We start from the raw sequence: 14,174 nt of genomic DNA, 5'->3' as shown, positions 1-14,174 counted from the left end.
GGCGTCGCGATCAGTCCAGGCGATGCGCCACGGCGAAGATCCGCCGGAACGGGAACCACGTGCTGCCGTCGGGCCGCGGCGGGTACGCCGCCCGCAGCCGGGGCGCCAGCTCGGCGGTGAACGCGGCGTAGGCGTCCTCGTCGAGCGCGTCGCGGACCGGCCGCAGCGCGGTGCCCTCGATCCAGCGCAGCACCGGATCGGACCCGGTGAGCCGCTGGAGGTAGGTGGTCTCCCAGACGTCGGCCCTGGCTCCGGCGCCCGCGATGAGCTCCGCGTACTCGGTGGGTTCGGCGACTGCCTCGGTACCGCGCAGCGTGACCCGGCCCGCCCAGCGCGGCTCGGCGGCCAGCTCTCGGACCAGCGCGTGCGAGGGTGCGGCGAAGTTGCCGGGCACCTGCATCGCGAACCAGCCGCCGGCGGGCAGCGCAGCGATCCAGCGCGGCAGCAGCTCGCGGTGCTGCGGCACCCACTGCAGCACCGCGTTCGTGACGACCACGTCGTCGGCCGGGCCGGGCTCCCAGTCGGCGGCGTCGGCGAGCTCCGCGGCGATCCCGCGCTCCCGAGCAGCGGCGACCATCTCCGGGGACGCGTCCAGCGCCACGATCTCCGCGTCGGGCCAGCGCCGGGCCAGCACCGGCGTCAGGTGCCCCGGGCCGCAGCCCAGGTCGACGACCCGGCGCGGCATCTGCGCTCCGATGCGCGCGATCAGGTCGTAGAACGGCCGGGAGCGGTGATCGTCGAACGTCAGGTACGCGGCGGGATCCCAGGTGGCGACCACCCGCATAACCGTACGCACGTACGGTTTAGGAGGGAAGCTGCCTGCCCACCTCGGCGGCCAACCGTCGCACGAGCTCCCGGTCGGTGCCCGGGTCGGGGCGCACCTGCAGCACGTACTTCCCGCGGCCCGCCACCTTGCGCTGCACGAACCACGCGCCCCCGCCGGGCAGATCACGGTGGTGCCGCGACCTGATCGACCCGGTGACCCGCTCGTGCACGACCTGCGGCACCTTCCCCGGCTCGCCCAGGCCGAACCGGCGCGGCGGCCGGTCCGCGAGCAGCACCACGCCGTCCAGCGTGTCCTCCTCCACCGCCTCGACGAGCACCAGCGCGCCGCCCTGCCAGGTCGCCTTCGAGACCAGGTGCCAGCCCACTCGCCGGGGCTCGTCGGGGTCGGGGAACCAGATGCCGTGCGAGGTGGTGACCAGGTGCCCACCGCCCACGATCGCCGCCCAGGCGAGGACGTGCTCGTCGGGCTCCAGCGCCCCGATCGATCCGTCCGGGGCGGGTTCGCGGCCCAGGAGCCGCCGCAGCAGGCGGTTCACCGGGCCGCCTGCTCCCGCAGCGTGATCGCGTACTGCTCCAGCGGCACGAGATCACCGAACATCTCGAAGTACGCGTCGGCCTCCTCGACCGGGTTGGTGCGCTGCAGCCGGGACTTGATCTCCGCGATCTGCCGCTCGACCAGCCCGAGCCGCACCCGGCAGATCACGCTGGACACGTAGCGGGCCTCGTCCGGGTTCTTCTTCGGCAGCTCCAGCGGCTCCACGGCCAGCTCGATCACCAGCGGGCGCAGGCCGTCGGTGCAGCAGCCGGAGACGTCGTCGATCCACTGCTGCCCGTCGCGCGCCGACGCCGCCCCACCCGCAGCGAGGATCGCGGCGTGCACCCCGGCGTACGCGGCGTGGGTGAACGCCTGCTCGGGCAGCTCGTCGAACTCGGGGCCGGCGATCGCGGGGATCTGCAGGGCGGCCTTGAGCGCCTCCCGCTGCAGGTGCAGCCGCGGATCGTCGCGGGCCGGGACGGGCGCCGCGGCCCGCCGGCGGGTGACGACGCGGCCACCGCCCGCCTCCTGGCGGACCCGCTCCACGACCATCGCGATGTCGTCCCAGGCGACCCAGCCCGCGAGCCGGCGCGCGTACTCGTCGCGCAGCTCCTCCCGGCGGATCTTGGCGACGACGGGCACGGTGCGCTTCAGCGCGGCCACCTTGCCCTCGGCGGTGTCGAGATCGTAGTCGCGCAGCATCGTGCGGATCGCGAACTCGAACAGCGGCTGGCGGCGCGCCACCAGGTCGCGCAGCGCCGTGTCGCCCGCGGACATCCGCAGCTCGCACGGGTCCTGCCCGTCCGGCGCGATCGCCACGAACGTCTGCGCGGCGAAGGCCTGGTCGCCCTCGAACGCCTTCAGCGCGGCGGCCTGCCCGGCCGCGTCGCCGTCGAAGGTGAAGATGACCTCGCCGAGATCGAACGAGTCGTCGCCGATGAGCCTGCGGATGACCGCGACGTGGTCGGCGCCGAACGCCGTGCCGCACGCGGCGACCGCGGTCGGCACGCCGGCCATGTGCATCGCCATGACGTCGGTGTAGCCCTCGACGACCACGACCTGGCGCCGCTTGGCGATCTCCCGCTTGGCCAGGTCGAGCCCGAACAGCACCTGGGTCTTCTTGTAGACCGGGGTCTCGGGGGTGTTGAGGTACTTGGCCTCGATGCGGTCGTCGTCGAACAACCGCCGCGCACCGAACCCGACGACGTCGCCGCCGAGATCGCGGATCGGCCACACCAGGCGCCGGTGGAAGCGGTCCCGCGGGCCGCGCTGGCCCATCTGCGACAGGCCCGCCTTCTCCAGCTCCTCGAACGTGAAGCCCTTGCCGAGCAGGTGGTTGGTGAGCGCCTCCCAGCCGGCCGGGGCGTAGCCGCAGCCGAACTTCACCGCGGCGGCCGCGTCGAACCCGCGCGCGGTCAGGAACGCCATCGCGGGCGCGGCCTCGGGAGTGCGCAGCTGCGCGGCGTAGAACTCCGCCGCCGCCTTGTTGGCCTCCAGCAGCCGCGAGCGGGTGCCCCGGTCGCGGCGGACGGACATGCCGCCGCCCTCGTAGGTGAGCTGGTAGCCGATGCGGTCGGCCAGCCGCTCCACCGCCTCGACGAACCCGATCGACTCGATGCGCATCAGAAACGCCACCGCGTCGCCGCCTGCGCCGCAGCCGAAGCAGTGGAACACGCCGCGAGCGGGGCGCACGTTGAACGACGGCGTCTTCTCGTCGTGGAACGGGCAGAGGCCCTTCAGCGAGCCGGCACCCGCCGGCCGGAGGGCCACGTACTCGCCGATCACCTCATCGATGCGGGTGCGTTCACGGACCTCGGCGATGTCGCTCTCGCGGATCCGGCCGGCCACGAGGTGGAGCATAGAACGCAGGCCCGACGCGGCTCGGGACCGGCCGCGTCAGCGGTGCAGCGCGGCGTCCTCGACCGCGCCGGAGGCCTCCGGGGCGGACTGCTCGAGCGCGCGGCCGGCCGGGCGCCGCTGCACGAGCCTGCGCACCCCCAGCAGCAGCAGGACGACGGCCACAGCGACACCCGAGCCGGCGAGCAGCGCGTAGACCGTCTCGAGGATGGCTGGATCGGTCATACCGTCCACAGTGCCTCCGCTCACCTGAAAGCCTCTCAGGCGACCGGCCGCGGGGCCACCCCCTCGGCGGCGGTGCGCTGGGCCGGGATGAGCAGGTGGAGGGCGGGCGACCGGTCGGCCGCGGCCGTCTCCCCGGCGGCGCGCCGGTCACCCGGCAGCGGCAGGGCCAAGAGGAGCGGGACGGCGGCCATCACGACGAGCACAGCCACACCCGCCGTCGCACCGATGACCGTGAGCAGGTCCGAGATCGTCATGCGTCCACTGTGCTCCGTACGGCGGCTCGCCGCCTCGGCCCGCGGTACGGATCTGGACCCGGCGACATCGGCCGTTCGGCCGAGGTCGCCCGACCGGTTCGGCCCTGCGCACCTACGCTGATCCCGTGCCCGCCGACGCCGAGGAGTTCGAGGCCCTGCGCGGGCACCTGCTGCGGGTCGGCTACCGCGTCACCGGCAGCATCGCCGACGCCGAGGACGCCGTGCAGGACGCGTGGCTGCGCTGGTCGGGCATGTCGGACGCGGAGCGCGCCCGGGTGCGCGATCTGCGGGCCTTCCTCACCACGGCGGTGGCGCGGCTGTGCCTGGACCGGCTGCGCTCGGCGGCGGCCCACCGGGAGCGCTACGTCGGTCCGTGGCTGCCGGAGCCGCTGGTCACCACCGGCCCCGACGATCCGCTCGCCGCCGTCGTCCAGGACGAGGGCGTGCGGATGGCGGCGATGCTCGTGCTGGAGCGGCTGACCCCGCCGCAGCGGGTCGCGCTCGTGCTGCACGAGGCGCTCGACCTGCCCTACGCCGCCATCGCCGAGGTGCTCGGCTGCCCGGAGGCGACGGCCCGCCAGTACGCCGCGCGGGCCCGGCGCATCGTCGCCGACGCCGCGCCCCCACCGCCGGCCGACGCGGCGGAGCAGGCCGCCGTGCTCGATGCGTTCGCCGCGGCGCTCGCCCGCGGCGACCAGGCCGCGCTGGTGGAGCTGCTGCACCCGGACGCGGTCTACGTGGCCGACAGCGGCGGCGCGGCGAAGGCGGCCCGCCGCCCGGTCGTGGGCGCCGACAAGATCACCCGGCTGCTGCTGGGGCTGCTCGAGGCGTACGGGCCGGCGCTGGCGACGGGCTGGACACCGGTGCTGGTCAACGGCGACCTCGGCCTGGCCGCCCCGGCCGACGGGGACCTGCCGGCCGGGGTGGTGACCGTCGCCGTCAGCGAGGGCCGGATCGCGGGCATCTACCAGGTGGTCAACCCCGCGAAGCTCGCACCCGGCAGGCCGCGTCGAAGCCCTGGTCGGTGATGCCGAGCGCGTGGTTGGACCGGGCCCGCATGTTCTCCAGCGCGATCTGCGTGGTCAGCTCCACCAGGCCGGCCCGGCCGAACGCCGCCTCCAGCTCGGCGACCTGCTCGTCGGTTACGGTCATCGGCTGCGCGGTCATCGCGTCGGCGTAGGCGATCGCCAGCCGCTCCTGCGCGTCGAACAGGGGGTGCGTGGCGTACTCGTCGATGTGCTGCAGTCGCTCCACGTCGAGCCCGTCGAGGCGCTGCAGCATGGTCCCGAAGTCGACGCACCACGAACAGCCCACCACGGTGGCGGTGCGGTAGACGGCCAGCTCGCGCACCCGCTTCGGCAGCGCGGTGCACGCCCGCTCGTAGGCCAGCTCGGCCACGGCGGACGCCCAGAACACCTTCCGGTGATGCCGGGCCACCGCGAACGGCTCGGGCACGGCGCCGAACCGGCGGCGGGCGAACCGGTAGACGAGCCGGCCGAACACGCCGGCCTCGGCGTCGGGGACGGCGGGGATGCGGGGCATGGGTACCTCCTTCGTCGGTCCTGCCCCTGGGACGGGACCGCGCCGCGGTCCGTGACAGGCTCGATGTGTGAGCGCGCGCACCATCGACGACACCCAGCGGCGGGCCCGCCTCGTCACCCGGCACCTGCTCACCCCGCAGCTGCGCACCACCGATCCCGTCGCGATCACCCGGGCGGTGGTGGGCCTGCACTCGACCGACCCGGTCAGCGTCTACCTCTCGGCCGCTGCGCGGATGCCGCAGCCGGCGCTGGAACCGGTCGAGGCGGCCCTCTACGAGGACCGCACGCTGGTGCGCCACCACGCGATGCGCCGCACGCTGTGGGTGTTCGACCGCGACACCGCGGGCGTGGCCCACCACGCCGCCACCCTCGACGTGCTCCGTCAGCAGGAGCGGATCCTCGACGAAGCGCTGGCCGCGGCGGGGATCGCCGATCCGAGGGCATGGTTCGCCCGGGCCGCCGACGACGTGCTGGACGTGCTGGCCGACGAGCCGCTCACCGCGCGCGAGGTCGGGCTGCGGCTGCCCGACATCGCCGGGCTGCGCCTGGTGATCGGCGCCGGCCGCCAGGCCACCGAGGTGCCCGCGCACACCCGGCTGCTGCTGGTGCTCGGGTTCGCGGGGCGGGTGCTGCGGGCCCGTCCGACCGGCACGTGGATCAACGGCCAGTACCGGTGGGCCGCCGCGGAGAAGTGGCTGCCCGGCGGGCTCGGCGAACCGTGGGAGCCGCGCGAGGCGGCGGCCGAGCTGGCCCGCCGCTACCTGGCCGCGTTCGGCCCGGCCACCCGCTCCGACCTGGCCTGGTGGGCGAAGTGGACGGCCACCACCACGAAGCGCGCGCTGGCGGACGTCGGCGCCGTCGAGGTCGAGATCGACGGCCCTGAACCCGGCTACGTGCTGCCCGACGATCTCGCCGACGTACCCGACCCGGGGCCGTCGGCAGTGCTGCTGCCCGCGCTGGACCCGGCCACGATGGGCTGGAAGCAACGCGCCTTCCACCTCGACGACGCGCTCGTGCCGCACCTGTTCGACCGCAACGGCAACGGCGGCCCGACCGTGTGGGTGGACGGGCGGATCGTGGGTGGCTGGGCGCAGCGCAAGGACGGGACGATCCGCGTCGAGCTGCTCGACGAGACGAACGTCGGCGCCGAGCACCGCACGGCGATCGAGCAGGCCGCGCACGAGCTGGAGACCATGTTCGGCGACGTGCGCTACTCGGTGCGCTTCCCGCCACCGATGCAGGCCCGGCTGCTGGCCTGACCGGGGCTTCTCCGGGTTGCCTTCGAGCGCGCTCGAAGGGCTACGGTCGACCGCGTGACGGCGACGGCGGACCTCGCGACCCCGCTCCTCGACCAGGCGATGGCGCGGTTGCGCGCGCAGGAGACCGGCGCGCCGCCGCCCGACGCGACGCTGACGATCGCGGAGATGGCCGAGCGGACCGGCGTCAGCGCCCACACGCTGCGCTACTACGAACGCATCGGCCTGCTCGAGGTGGCCCGCGACGCGTCCGGGCACCGGGTCTACACCGCCACCGACTTCGCCCGGGTCCTGTTCCTGACCCGCATGCGGATGACCGGCATGCCGATCCGCGACCTGAAGCGCTACGTCGCGCTCGCCGCGGCGGGCGAGGAGACGATCCCCGAGCGGCGGGCGATGCTGCTGGCCCGCCGCGACGCGGTCAAGGCACAGCTGACCGAGCTGCAGTTCGCGCTGGACACGATCGAGGCGAAGCTGACCGGCTACGGCTGCGTTCCGGGCCCGGAGTTCAAGCCCGCCCCACTGCGGCGTGCCGAGCCAGCGCCTGCTGGTCGGTGAGCAGCGCGATCTGGTCGACGACCACACGACGCCGCTCGGCGTCGTCCGCCGCCGCTGACCAGTCCGCGGCGAACACCGGGTCGAGTGCGTCCGGCGCCTTGGCCAGCAGGGCCTCGCCCAGCTCGGCGAGCAGCTCCCGCTGCCGCGCCTGCATGGCCAGCCGATCGGGATCGTCCATCACGTACCGCACGGCGACCGCCTTGAGCAGCGCCACCTCCGCGGCCGCGGCCTCGGGCACGACGAGGTCGGCGGCGTAGCGGCCGAGGGGGCGGTCCCCGTAGCGCTGGCGGGTGGCTTCGGTCGCCGCGGTCACGAACCGCCCGACGAGATCGCTGGTCATCCGCTTCAGCGCGATCTGGGCGGCGGTGGAGCCGAGCGCGTCGCGCTGCGCCACCACGGCCGCGACGATCGGCAGGTCGAGCAGCGCGCGCCCGGCCTCGGTCAGCGCCCCGGGGTCGCCGCCGAACAGCCGCGCGGCCAGCTCGACCAGCGCGGCACCCTCCGCCGGCGAGGACAGGGCACCGAGGTCGATGCGCCCGGACACGATGCCGTCCTCGACGTCGTGCACGGAGTAGGCGACGTCGTCGGCCCAGTCCATGATCTGCGCCTCCAGGCAGCGCCGCTGCGGCGGTGCGCCCTCGCGGATCCAGGTGAACGCCGCGGCGTCGGCCGGGTAGGCCCCGTACTTGCGGTCGCCGTCCTGGCGCACCCACGGGTACTTGCAGGACGCGTCGAGCGACGCCCGGGTGAGGTTGAGGCCGCTGCCGCCCACCTTGGGCTCCAGCCGGGTGAGGATGCGCAGCGTCTGCGCGTTGCCCTCGAACCCCCCGCACGGCGCGGCGAACTCGTCGAGCGCCCGCTCCCCGTTGTGCCCGAACGGCGGATGGCCGATGTCGTGGGCGAGCCCGGCGGTGTCGACGACGTCCGGGTCGCAGCCGAGGTCCTCGGCGATGCCGCGGCCGATCTGGGCGACCTCCAGCGAGTGGGTGAGCCGGGTGCGCGGCGCCCCGCTCACCTCCGCGCCCTCGCCGGGGCCGACGACCTGGGTCTTGCCGGCGAGCCGCCGCAGCGCGGCGGAGTGCAGCACGCGGGCGCGGTCGCGGGAGAACGGGCTGCGCCGGTCCGACGCCGCCGTGTGCTTCGGTGCCTCCGACTGCGCCCTGGCCCGGTCGTGGTCGGAGTAGCGGTAGCGCTCGCTCACCCCAGCCCGCTCGTCTCGGTGTCCACCGAGGCGTGCGTGAGCAGGTAGAACAGCAGCGCCCCGGTCTCGCGGACGATGTAGCGCAGCTGCGTCTCGCGGGTCTGCACCACCGGCCCGGTGCGCGTCGGCGACGTCCACGCCGCCAGGCCGGCGTCGCGGGCCATCTGCCGGGACCGCAGCGAGTGCCACGGGTCCGACACGAGCAGCGCGGTCGTCCAGCCGTCGCGGCGGGCCCGATCGGCGACGGCCTGCACGCTGGTCAGCGTGTCCGACCCCACCGGGACGGTGACGATCGCGCTCGCCGGCACCCCGCGCGAGAGCAGGTACCGGCGGCCGGCCTCGGCCTCGGTGAACGAGTCGCCCGCCCGGTTGCCCCCGGTGGTGACGATCCGGGGCGCCAGGCCCTGCTCGTAGAGGGCCTGCGCGTGCCGCAGCCGCGCGGCGAAGATCGAGCTGGGATCGCCGTCGTACTGGGCCGCGCCCAGCACGACGACGGCGTCGACGGGCCGGCGTTCGTCGACGCGGGCGACCTGCCACACGCGGAACGCGGTGCCGCCCACGACGAGCATCGCGATCAGCACGGCCCCGACCACCGCGCGCATCAGCCACGCGCCGAAGCCCGGGGGCCGGTACCCCTGGTCGGGGCGGCGGAGGCGACGCGTGCGGCCGCCGTCGCCGTGCCCGCGCCGCACAGGCACGGTCACCGCATCCGGGGTCGCCGCCATCAGGTCGCTCCTCCAAGTGATGGATCGGGCCGTCGACCCCCGATGGTGCCAGGTGGCAGCGGATCACCGGCCACGGGCCGTGTCCTCGTCGTCACGCCCCGATCTGCCCGGTCACCGCGGTCAGCGGCTGCGCGGAGCGGCCCGACCGGGCGGCGATCACCTGCGCCACGATCGACACCGCGGTCTCGGCGGAGGTGCGGGCCCCCAGATCGAGTCCGACCGGCCCGTACAGCCGGGCGAGCTCCTCCTCGGTGACGCCCTTGGCGAGCAGCCGCTCCCGCCGCGCCGCCTGGGTACGGCGCGAGCCGAGCGCGCCGATGAAGCCGCGCCCCCGGCGCAGCCCCGCGATCAGCGTGGCGTCGAACTTCGGCGCGTGGTCGAGCAGGACCAGCACGTCGGCGTCGTTGAACTCCTCCACGGCGGCGGTGGCGGCGTCGACGTCGGTCTCGCGGCGGGTGTGCCAGCCCAGCAGCGCGGCCTGCGCGTCGAGCGCGTCGCCGATGGCGCCGGTGCCGACGACGAGGACGGTGGGCACCGGCACCCACAGGTCGAGCAGCAGCTCCGCGTCGCCCACGGTGACCCGCTCGGTGGCGGTGGCTCCGCGGCGCAGCAGCGACCGGGCGGCGTCGGCGGCCGCCGCGTCGAGATCGACGCCGAGCCCGCCCGTCCGTTCCGCGAGGTCCGGGCCGACCAGCACCAGCGCGGCCCGCCCGTCCACCGTCGTGACCAGCGCGGCCGGCACCCCGCGCTGCAGCGCCTCCCCCAGCGCGGCCGCGGCCTGCCCGTCCAGCGGGTGGCCGAGCAGGGTGGCCCCGCCCGAGCAGGTCAGACCGGCGGCGAGCGCATCCGGCTCGGCCACGTGGGCCGTCTTCAGGACGGGCTCCTCGGCGGCCGTGGCGGCCAGCGGCACCGCGGCGTGGTCGAGCGCCCCGTTGTAGACGCCGCCGGCGACCGCACCCGCCGGGGTGCCGGCGAGCAGCTGCCCGCTCTCCACCGTGCCGAAGCCGTGCCGGTCGAGCACCCGCACCACGCCGACCGGCTCCTCGCCTGCCCACCGGGCCAACGCGGCCCCCAGCTCCCGCAGATCGCTCACACCCCGACAGTAGCCGTGCTCACCGACGATCCACCGCTGTCCGAAGGGTCGTGCTCCCCGCGCTCCGGGAACGTGCGGAATGATTGACGCGTTGCATCGACAGAGCGTCATCTCGAGGAACGGAGACATGGACCCCGCCTGTAGTACCGGCACCGCCCCCGATGGGCGGACCTCATGACCCTCCTCTCGATCCTGCTCGGCGTGGTCGTCGTGCTGGTGATCACGGTGTTCACCGGCTGGTTCGTGGCCCAGGAGTTCGGGTTCATGGCCGTCGACCGGTCCCGGCTCAAGGCCAGGGCGGCCGCGGGCGACACCGGCGCCGAGCGCGTTCTGGGCATCACCCGCCGCACCTCGTTCATGCTCTCCGGCGCCCAGCTGGGGATCACCGTCACCGGGCTGCTCGCCGGTTACGTCGCCGAACCCCTGATCGGCGCCGGGGTGAGCGAGCTGCTCGGCGGCGAGGGGCTCGGCGTCGCGATCGGCGCGGCGCTGGCGCTGGCGATCGTCACCGTGGTGCAGATGGTGGTCGGCGAGCTGGCCCCGAAGAACCTCGCGATCGCCCGGCCCGAGCCGGTGGCCCGCGCGCTGGCCACGTCCACGTCGCTGTACCTGGCCGCGTTCGGCTGGGTGATCCGGATCTTCGACGCCGCGTCCAACGCGCTGCTGCGCGCGCTGCGCATCGAGCCGGTCCACGACGTCGAGCACGCCGCCACCCCGCGCGACCTCGAGGCGATCATCGACGAGTCCCGTGACAGCGGCGATCTCGACGACGAGCTGTCCGTGCTGCTCGACCGCGTGCTGGACTTCACCGACCGCACCGCGGCAGCCGCGATGATCCCCCGGCCGCGGGTGACCACCGTGCGGTCGGACGCGATGCTCGCCGAGCTCGTCGGCGTGCTGGCGTCCGGCCACTCGCGGCTGCCGGTGATCGGCGAGAACCCCGAGGACGTCGTCGGCGTCGTGTGCCTGCGGGACGTGCTGGCCGCCGAGGAACGGCCAGGTGCGGCGCAGCTGCGGGTCACCGACATCGCCCGCACCCCGGTGCTGGTGCCGGCGAGCCTGCCGCTGCCGGCGGTGCTCGACGAGCTGCGCGCCGCGGACGAGGAGCTGGCCATCGTCGTCGACGAGTACGGCGGGCTGGCCGGCGTGATCACCGTGGAGGACATCGCCGAGGAACTGGTCGGCGAGATCACCGACGAGCACGACACCGCGGGCACCGACCGCACCGCCGTCGGGGACGGCGAGTGGACGGTCCCGGGCACGCTCTCGGTGGAGGAGGTGGAACGACTGATCGACGCGGACCTGCCGAGCGGTGAGTACCGCACCGTCGGCGGCCTGGTGATCTCCCGGCTGCAGCGGCTGCCGGAGGTCGGCGACACGGTGGTGCTGCCCGCGGACGGGCGGCAGCTGGCGATCACCGTGTGCGCGCTGGAGCGACGGGTGCCGGCCACCCTGCGGCTGGCGTGGGAGCAGTCGTGAGCACCGGGTGGGCACTGCTGGTGTCGGCGGGCCTCATCGTCCTGTCGGCGTTCTTCGTCGCGATCGAGTTCGCGCTGGTCGCCGCTCGGCGCCACCGGCTGGAGGAGGCAGCCGAGACGAGCATCTCGGCGCGGGCCGCGCTGCGCAGCGCGCAGGACCTGTCGCTGCTGCTCGCCGGGTCGCAGCTGGGCATCACGCTGTGCACGGTGGGCCTCGGTGCCGTCGGCAAGCCGGCCGTCGAGCGCCTGCTGGAGCCGCTGTTCGGGGCGCTCGGCGAACCGACGGCGACGGTGCTGGCGTTCCTGGCGTCGCTGGTGATCGTCACGTTCCTGCACCTCGTGGTGGGCGAGATGGCGCCGAAGTCGTGGGCGATCGCGCACCCGGAGCGCTCGGCGATCATGCTGGCGCTGCCGATGCGCGCGTTCATGGCGGTGACCCGGCCGGCGCTCGTGGCGCTCAACGCGATGGCCAACGGGCTGCTGCGGCTGGTCGGCGTGGAGCCGGTCAGCGAATTGGCCTCCGGCCGCAACCGGGACGACCTGCGGGAGCTCGTCGAGCACTCCACCACCGCGGGAGCGCTCGACCGGGCGCGCCACGACCAGCTCGTCACGGCGCTGGAGCTGGACACCGCGCCACTGCGCGATCTGGTGCACCCGCGCGCGTCGATGGCCGCGGTGCCGATGACCGCCGCACCGGCGGACATCCGCGCGGCCGCCCGCACCAGCGGGCACCTGCGGCTGGGCGTGCTCGACGACACGGGCCGCCCGATCGGGTTCGTGCACGTGCGCGACGCGCTCGCCGTGCCGGCGGGCACCACGGCCGCGGACCTGCTGCGGCCGCTGCCCGTGCTCGACGCCGACACCCCCGTCCACCAGGCGCTGCGCGCGATGCGGGAGCAGGGCAACCAGCTGGCGCTGGTGACCGACGGCGGGCCCGAGCCGACCGGGTTCGTCACGATGCAGGACCTGCTCCAGCGGCTCCTGCCCGCACCCGCGAAGCTGCCGGCGATGAGTCCGGCGGCCGCAGGCGGTCAAGAAGGGCATGACAGCTGACATCGCATCGGCCGTCGCGGCCCAGCGGCGGGACCTGGTGGACCTGTACAGCTCGCTGACCCCGCAGCAGTGGCGGACGCCGAGCCTGTGCGCGGGGTGGCGGGTGCACGAGGTGCTCGCGCACGTGACGATGCCCTACCGCTACACGCTGCCGCGCATCCTGCTCGGCCTGGTCCGCTCCCGCGGCAGCGTCAACCGCATGGCCGACCGGGCCGCCCGGGCCGACGCGGCCGCGCTCTCCCCCGCCGAGCTGCTCGACGTGCTGCGGCGCAACGTCGACCACCCGTGGGCGCCGCCCGGCGGCGGGCCGCTCGGGGCGCTCTCGCACGAAGTCATCCACGGGCTGGACGTCGCGGTGCCGCTGGGCCGCACCGACGTCGTCCCGCCGGAACGAGCGGCGCTCGTGCTCAGCGGGTTCTCACCGAAGCGGGCCCGCTACTTCGGAGTGGACGTGCGCGGCGTGCGGCTCGTCGCGACCGACGCCGACTGGGCGCACGGGGAGGGCGAGCCGGTGCACGGCCGGGCGGCGGACCTGCTGCTGCTCGTGTCCGGGCGCACGGTGCCGGCGGAGAGCCTGACCGGCCGCGGCGCCACCCGGTTCGGTCGCTGAACCCACCGGAGCAGCACCCGATCGGTCGGCGTTGGCCGGTTCGGGCCAACCGATCACGCGCGGTCGCGGGTAGTGTCATGCCCTTCGCTCTCCGTGATCAACTGGAGCCGGTCGATGCTGTCCGACGCGCGTGCGGTGACCGGGTGGCTCGCGCACGCACTGCTGCTCGGGTACTGGGTGTGGATCCTCTCCTCCACCGCACCGCAGCTGCGCCGGGGCAAGCGCGACCGGGCGCTGCGGACCCGGGTACTGCTCCTGCGGACGACAGGCGTCCTGCTCACCGCGTTCGTCGTCGGCGTGATCAACTTCTGGGCGACCGACCCGATCGAGGTGCTCGCGGCGATCGCCGTCGGGGCGGTGGCGGGGATCGCGCTGCGCCGCCAGTACCGGCAGCTCGTCGCGGCGCCCCGCCACCGGCTCACCCTCGCCCGCCGCCTGCACCGCCACCGGCATCGACCCGCCCACGCGGCCACGGATTCCCCCGAACCGCCCCGCGACCCGGGCGGGTCTCCTACGCTGAACGCCCAGTGATCGTCGCGGTGGGGGGGCGGGGCGTCATGGGGATCTACGAGGGCGACGAGACGGGGCTGGTCGACGCCGCCGCGGCCGAGGAGCACGCCCGTAGGGCGGGGCTGCGGGTCGATGCGGACAACGTGCTCTACGTGCGGAAGGCGATCCTGGAGGAGTACGAGCTGCTCAAGACGACCCTCACGGCGGAGCGAGGTGGCCTCGAAACCTACAACTACCGCTATGGCGGTGACCCGGTCTCTGCCGACGCAGCCGTCGCCTTCTCGCAGCGGGCGAGGCTGTTGATCGACACCTGCAATGAGCGGTTGAACGAGCTCGCCGCCATCGCTGGCAGCCTCAAGCTGGCCGCCGAGGCGTATGGGAGGACCGAGCAAGAGATCGCGGCGCTGACCCCTCTGCAGCACAGCGCCGTCATCGCAGAAGCGAACGCGACGATCGGCATATTCCTCCGCCCATGGGACCGGGCGTGAGACG

17 protein-coding genes are annotated in these 14,174 nt (G+C 74.6%); 8 read left to right on the top strand and 9 right to left on the bottom strand.

The features are described from left to right. Nucleotides 1-10: 10 nt before the first annotated feature. From BUE41_RS03390 to BUE41_RS03370, 5 genes are read right to left on the bottom strand one after another with little or no spacing between them, the layout of a single operon-like run. The gene (locus BUE41_RS03390; RefSeq protein WP_234996930.1) at nt 11-778 is read right to left on the bottom strand and encodes a trans-aconitate 2-methyltransferase; all 768 of its coding nucleotides are present in this window, start codon (nt 776-778) and stop codon (nt 11-13) included. A 25-nt stretch (nt 779-803) separates the two neighbouring features. Then, nucleotides 804-1,322, bottom strand: coding sequence for a hypothetical protein (locus BUE41_RS03385; protein ID WP_327194734.1), 519 nt, complete (start codon nt 1,320-1,322; stop codon nt 804-806). Continuing rightward, complete coding sequence (gene dnaG, locus BUE41_RS03380; protein WP_073455548.1) at nt 1,319-3,169, bottom strand: DNA primase; 1,851 nt, start codon at nt 3,167-3,169, stop codon at nt 1,319-1,321. The genes BUE41_RS03385 and dnaG overlap by 4 nt, the downstream gene beginning before the upstream one ends. Nucleotides 3,170-3,217: 48 nt before the next feature. Continuing rightward, on the bottom strand, nt 3,218-3,403 hold the full coding sequence (locus BUE41_RS03375; RefSeq protein WP_073455350.1) for a hypothetical protein: 186 nt from the start codon (nt 3,401-3,403) through the stop codon (nt 3,218-3,220). A 35-nt stretch (nt 3,404-3,438) separates the two neighbouring features. Further along, nucleotides 3,439-3,657, bottom strand: coding sequence for a hypothetical protein (locus tag BUE41_RS03370; protein WP_073455349.1), 219 nt, complete (start codon nt 3,655-3,657; stop codon nt 3,439-3,441). A gap of 125 nt (nt 3,658-3,782) precedes the next feature. On the opposite strand from BUE41_RS03370, the gene sigJ reads away from it, so the two are divergent. Beyond that, nucleotides 3,783-4,685 carry an RNA polymerase sigma factor SigJ gene (sigJ, locus tag BUE41_RS03365; RefSeq protein WP_143171945.1) on the top strand — a complete coding sequence of 301 codons (903 nt, stop codon included), beginning with the start codon at nt 3,783-3,785 and terminating at the stop codon, nt 4,683-4,685. Here sigJ and BUE41_RS03360 read toward each other — a convergent pair. Beyond that, complete coding sequence (locus tag BUE41_RS03360; protein ID WP_073455347.1) at nt 4,633-5,199, bottom strand: carboxymuconolactone decarboxylase family protein; 567 nt, start codon at nt 5,197-5,199, stop codon at nt 4,633-4,635. The genes sigJ and BUE41_RS03360 overlap by 53 nt on opposite strands. A 67-nt stretch (nt 5,200-5,266) precedes the next feature. Between BUE41_RS03360 and BUE41_RS03355 the strand changes: the two genes are divergently transcribed. After that, nucleotides 5,267-6,457 carry a winged helix DNA-binding domain-containing protein gene (locus BUE41_RS03355; protein ID WP_084754305.1) on the top strand — a complete coding sequence of 397 codons (1,191 nt, stop codon included), beginning with the start codon at nt 5,267-5,269 and terminating at the stop codon, nt 6,455-6,457. 54 nt (nt 6,458-6,511) lie between these two features. Further along, a complete protein-coding gene (locus BUE41_RS03350) occupies nt 6,512-7,012 on the top strand; it encodes a MerR family transcriptional regulator (protein WP_073455346.1) in 501 nt (166 codons plus the stop codon). Here BUE41_RS03350 and BUE41_RS03345 read toward each other — a convergent pair. The 3 genes from BUE41_RS03345 to BUE41_RS03335 all read right to left on the bottom strand — a co-directional run bounded on the left by BUE41_RS03345 (nt 6,963) and on the right by BUE41_RS03335 (nt 10,031). After that, complete coding sequence (locus tag BUE41_RS03345) at nt 6,963-8,213, bottom strand: deoxyguanosinetriphosphate triphosphohydrolase (protein WP_073455345.1); 1,251 nt, start codon at nt 8,211-8,213, stop codon at nt 6,963-6,965. The two genes, BUE41_RS03350 and BUE41_RS03345, sit on opposite strands and share 50 nt — an antisense overlap. Next, nucleotides 8,210-8,815, bottom strand: coding sequence for a YdcF family protein (locus tag BUE41_RS03340; RefSeq protein WP_073455546.1), 606 nt, complete (start codon nt 8,813-8,815; stop codon nt 8,210-8,212). Before BUE41_RS03340 ends, BUE41_RS03345 begins: the two co-directional genes overlap by 4 nt. Nucleotides 8,816-9,029: 214 nt before the next feature. Next, on the bottom strand, nt 9,030-10,031 hold the full coding sequence (locus BUE41_RS03335; protein WP_234996928.1) for an XdhC family protein: 1,002 nt from the start codon (nt 10,029-10,031) through the stop codon (nt 9,030-9,032). Between the two features lie 174 nt (nt 10,032-10,205). On the opposite strand from BUE41_RS03335, the gene BUE41_RS03330 reads away from it, so the two are divergent. The 5 genes from BUE41_RS03330 to BUE41_RS03310 all read left to right on the top strand — a co-directional run bounded on the left by BUE41_RS03330 (nt 10,206) and on the right by BUE41_RS03310 (nt 14,170). Further along, on the top strand, nt 10,206-11,510 hold the full coding sequence (locus tag BUE41_RS03330; protein WP_073455344.1) for a hemolysin family protein: 1,305 nt from the start codon (nt 10,206-10,208) through the stop codon (nt 11,508-11,510). After that, complete coding sequence (locus BUE41_RS03325) at nt 11,507-12,562, top strand: hemolysin family protein (RefSeq protein WP_084754390.1); 1,056 nt, start codon at nt 11,507-11,509, stop codon at nt 12,560-12,562. The genes BUE41_RS03330 and BUE41_RS03325 overlap by 4 nt, the downstream gene beginning before the upstream one ends. Continuing rightward, nucleotides 12,552-13,172, top strand: coding sequence for a maleylpyruvate isomerase family mycothiol-dependent enzyme (locus tag BUE41_RS03320; protein WP_073455342.1), 621 nt, complete (start codon nt 12,552-12,554; stop codon nt 13,170-13,172). Before BUE41_RS03325 ends, BUE41_RS03320 begins: the two co-directional genes overlap by 11 nt. Nucleotides 13,173-13,286: 114 nt before the next feature. Next, nucleotides 13,287-13,703 (top strand): hypothetical protein, encoded by a 417-nt coding sequence (locus tag BUE41_RS03315; RefSeq protein ID WP_143171944.1) that lies wholly within the window; start codon nt 13,287-13,289, stop codon nt 13,701-13,703. Further along, nucleotides 13,700-14,170 carry a hypothetical protein gene (locus BUE41_RS03310; RefSeq protein WP_073455340.1) on the top strand — a complete coding sequence of 157 codons (471 nt, stop codon included), beginning with the start codon at nt 13,700-13,702 and terminating at the stop codon, nt 14,168-14,170. Before BUE41_RS03315 ends, BUE41_RS03310 begins: the two co-directional genes overlap by 4 nt. Nucleotides 14,171-14,174 lie beyond the last annotated feature (4 nt).

The organism is Pseudonocardia thermophila, assembly GCF_900142365.1.
GTDB lineage: Bacteria > Actinomycetota > Actinomycetes > Mycobacteriales > Pseudonocardiaceae > Pseudonocardia > Pseudonocardia thermophila.
The sequence above is the reverse complement of the archived record's forward strand: the minus strand, read 5'-3'. Positions and strand labels throughout refer to the sequence as shown.

What these genes read in the sequence shown, in the direction of transcription:
- BUE41_RS03375 (WP_073455350.1), bottom strand. Translation starts at nt 3,403, where the DNA reads ATGACCGATCCAGCCATCCTCGAGACGGTCTACGCGCTGCTCGCCGGC.
- BUE41_RS03320 (WP_073455342.1), top strand. Translation starts at nt 12,552, where the DNA reads ATGACAGCTGACATCGCATCGGCCGTCGCGGCCCAGCGGCGGGACCTG.
- BUE41_RS03315 (WP_143171944.1), top strand. Translation starts at nt 13,287, where the DNA reads ATGCTGTCCGACGCGCGTGCGGTGACCGGGTGGCTCGCGCACGCACTG.
- BUE41_RS03370 (WP_073455349.1), bottom strand. Translation starts at nt 3,657, where the DNA reads ATGACGATCTCGGACCTGCTCACGGTCATCGGTGCGACGGCGGGTGTG.
- BUE41_RS03340 (WP_073455546.1), bottom strand. Translation starts at nt 8,815, where the DNA reads ATGCGCGCGGTGGTCGGGGCCGTGCTGATCGCGATGCTCGTCGTGGGC.
- BUE41_RS03330 (WP_073455344.1), top strand. Translation starts at nt 10,206, where the DNA reads ATGACCCTCCTCTCGATCCTGCTCGGCGTGGTCGTCGTGCTGGTGATC.
- BUE41_RS03360 (WP_073455347.1), bottom strand. Translation starts at nt 5,199, where the DNA reads ATGCCCCGCATCCCCGCCGTCCCCGACGCCGAGGCCGGCGTGTTCGGC.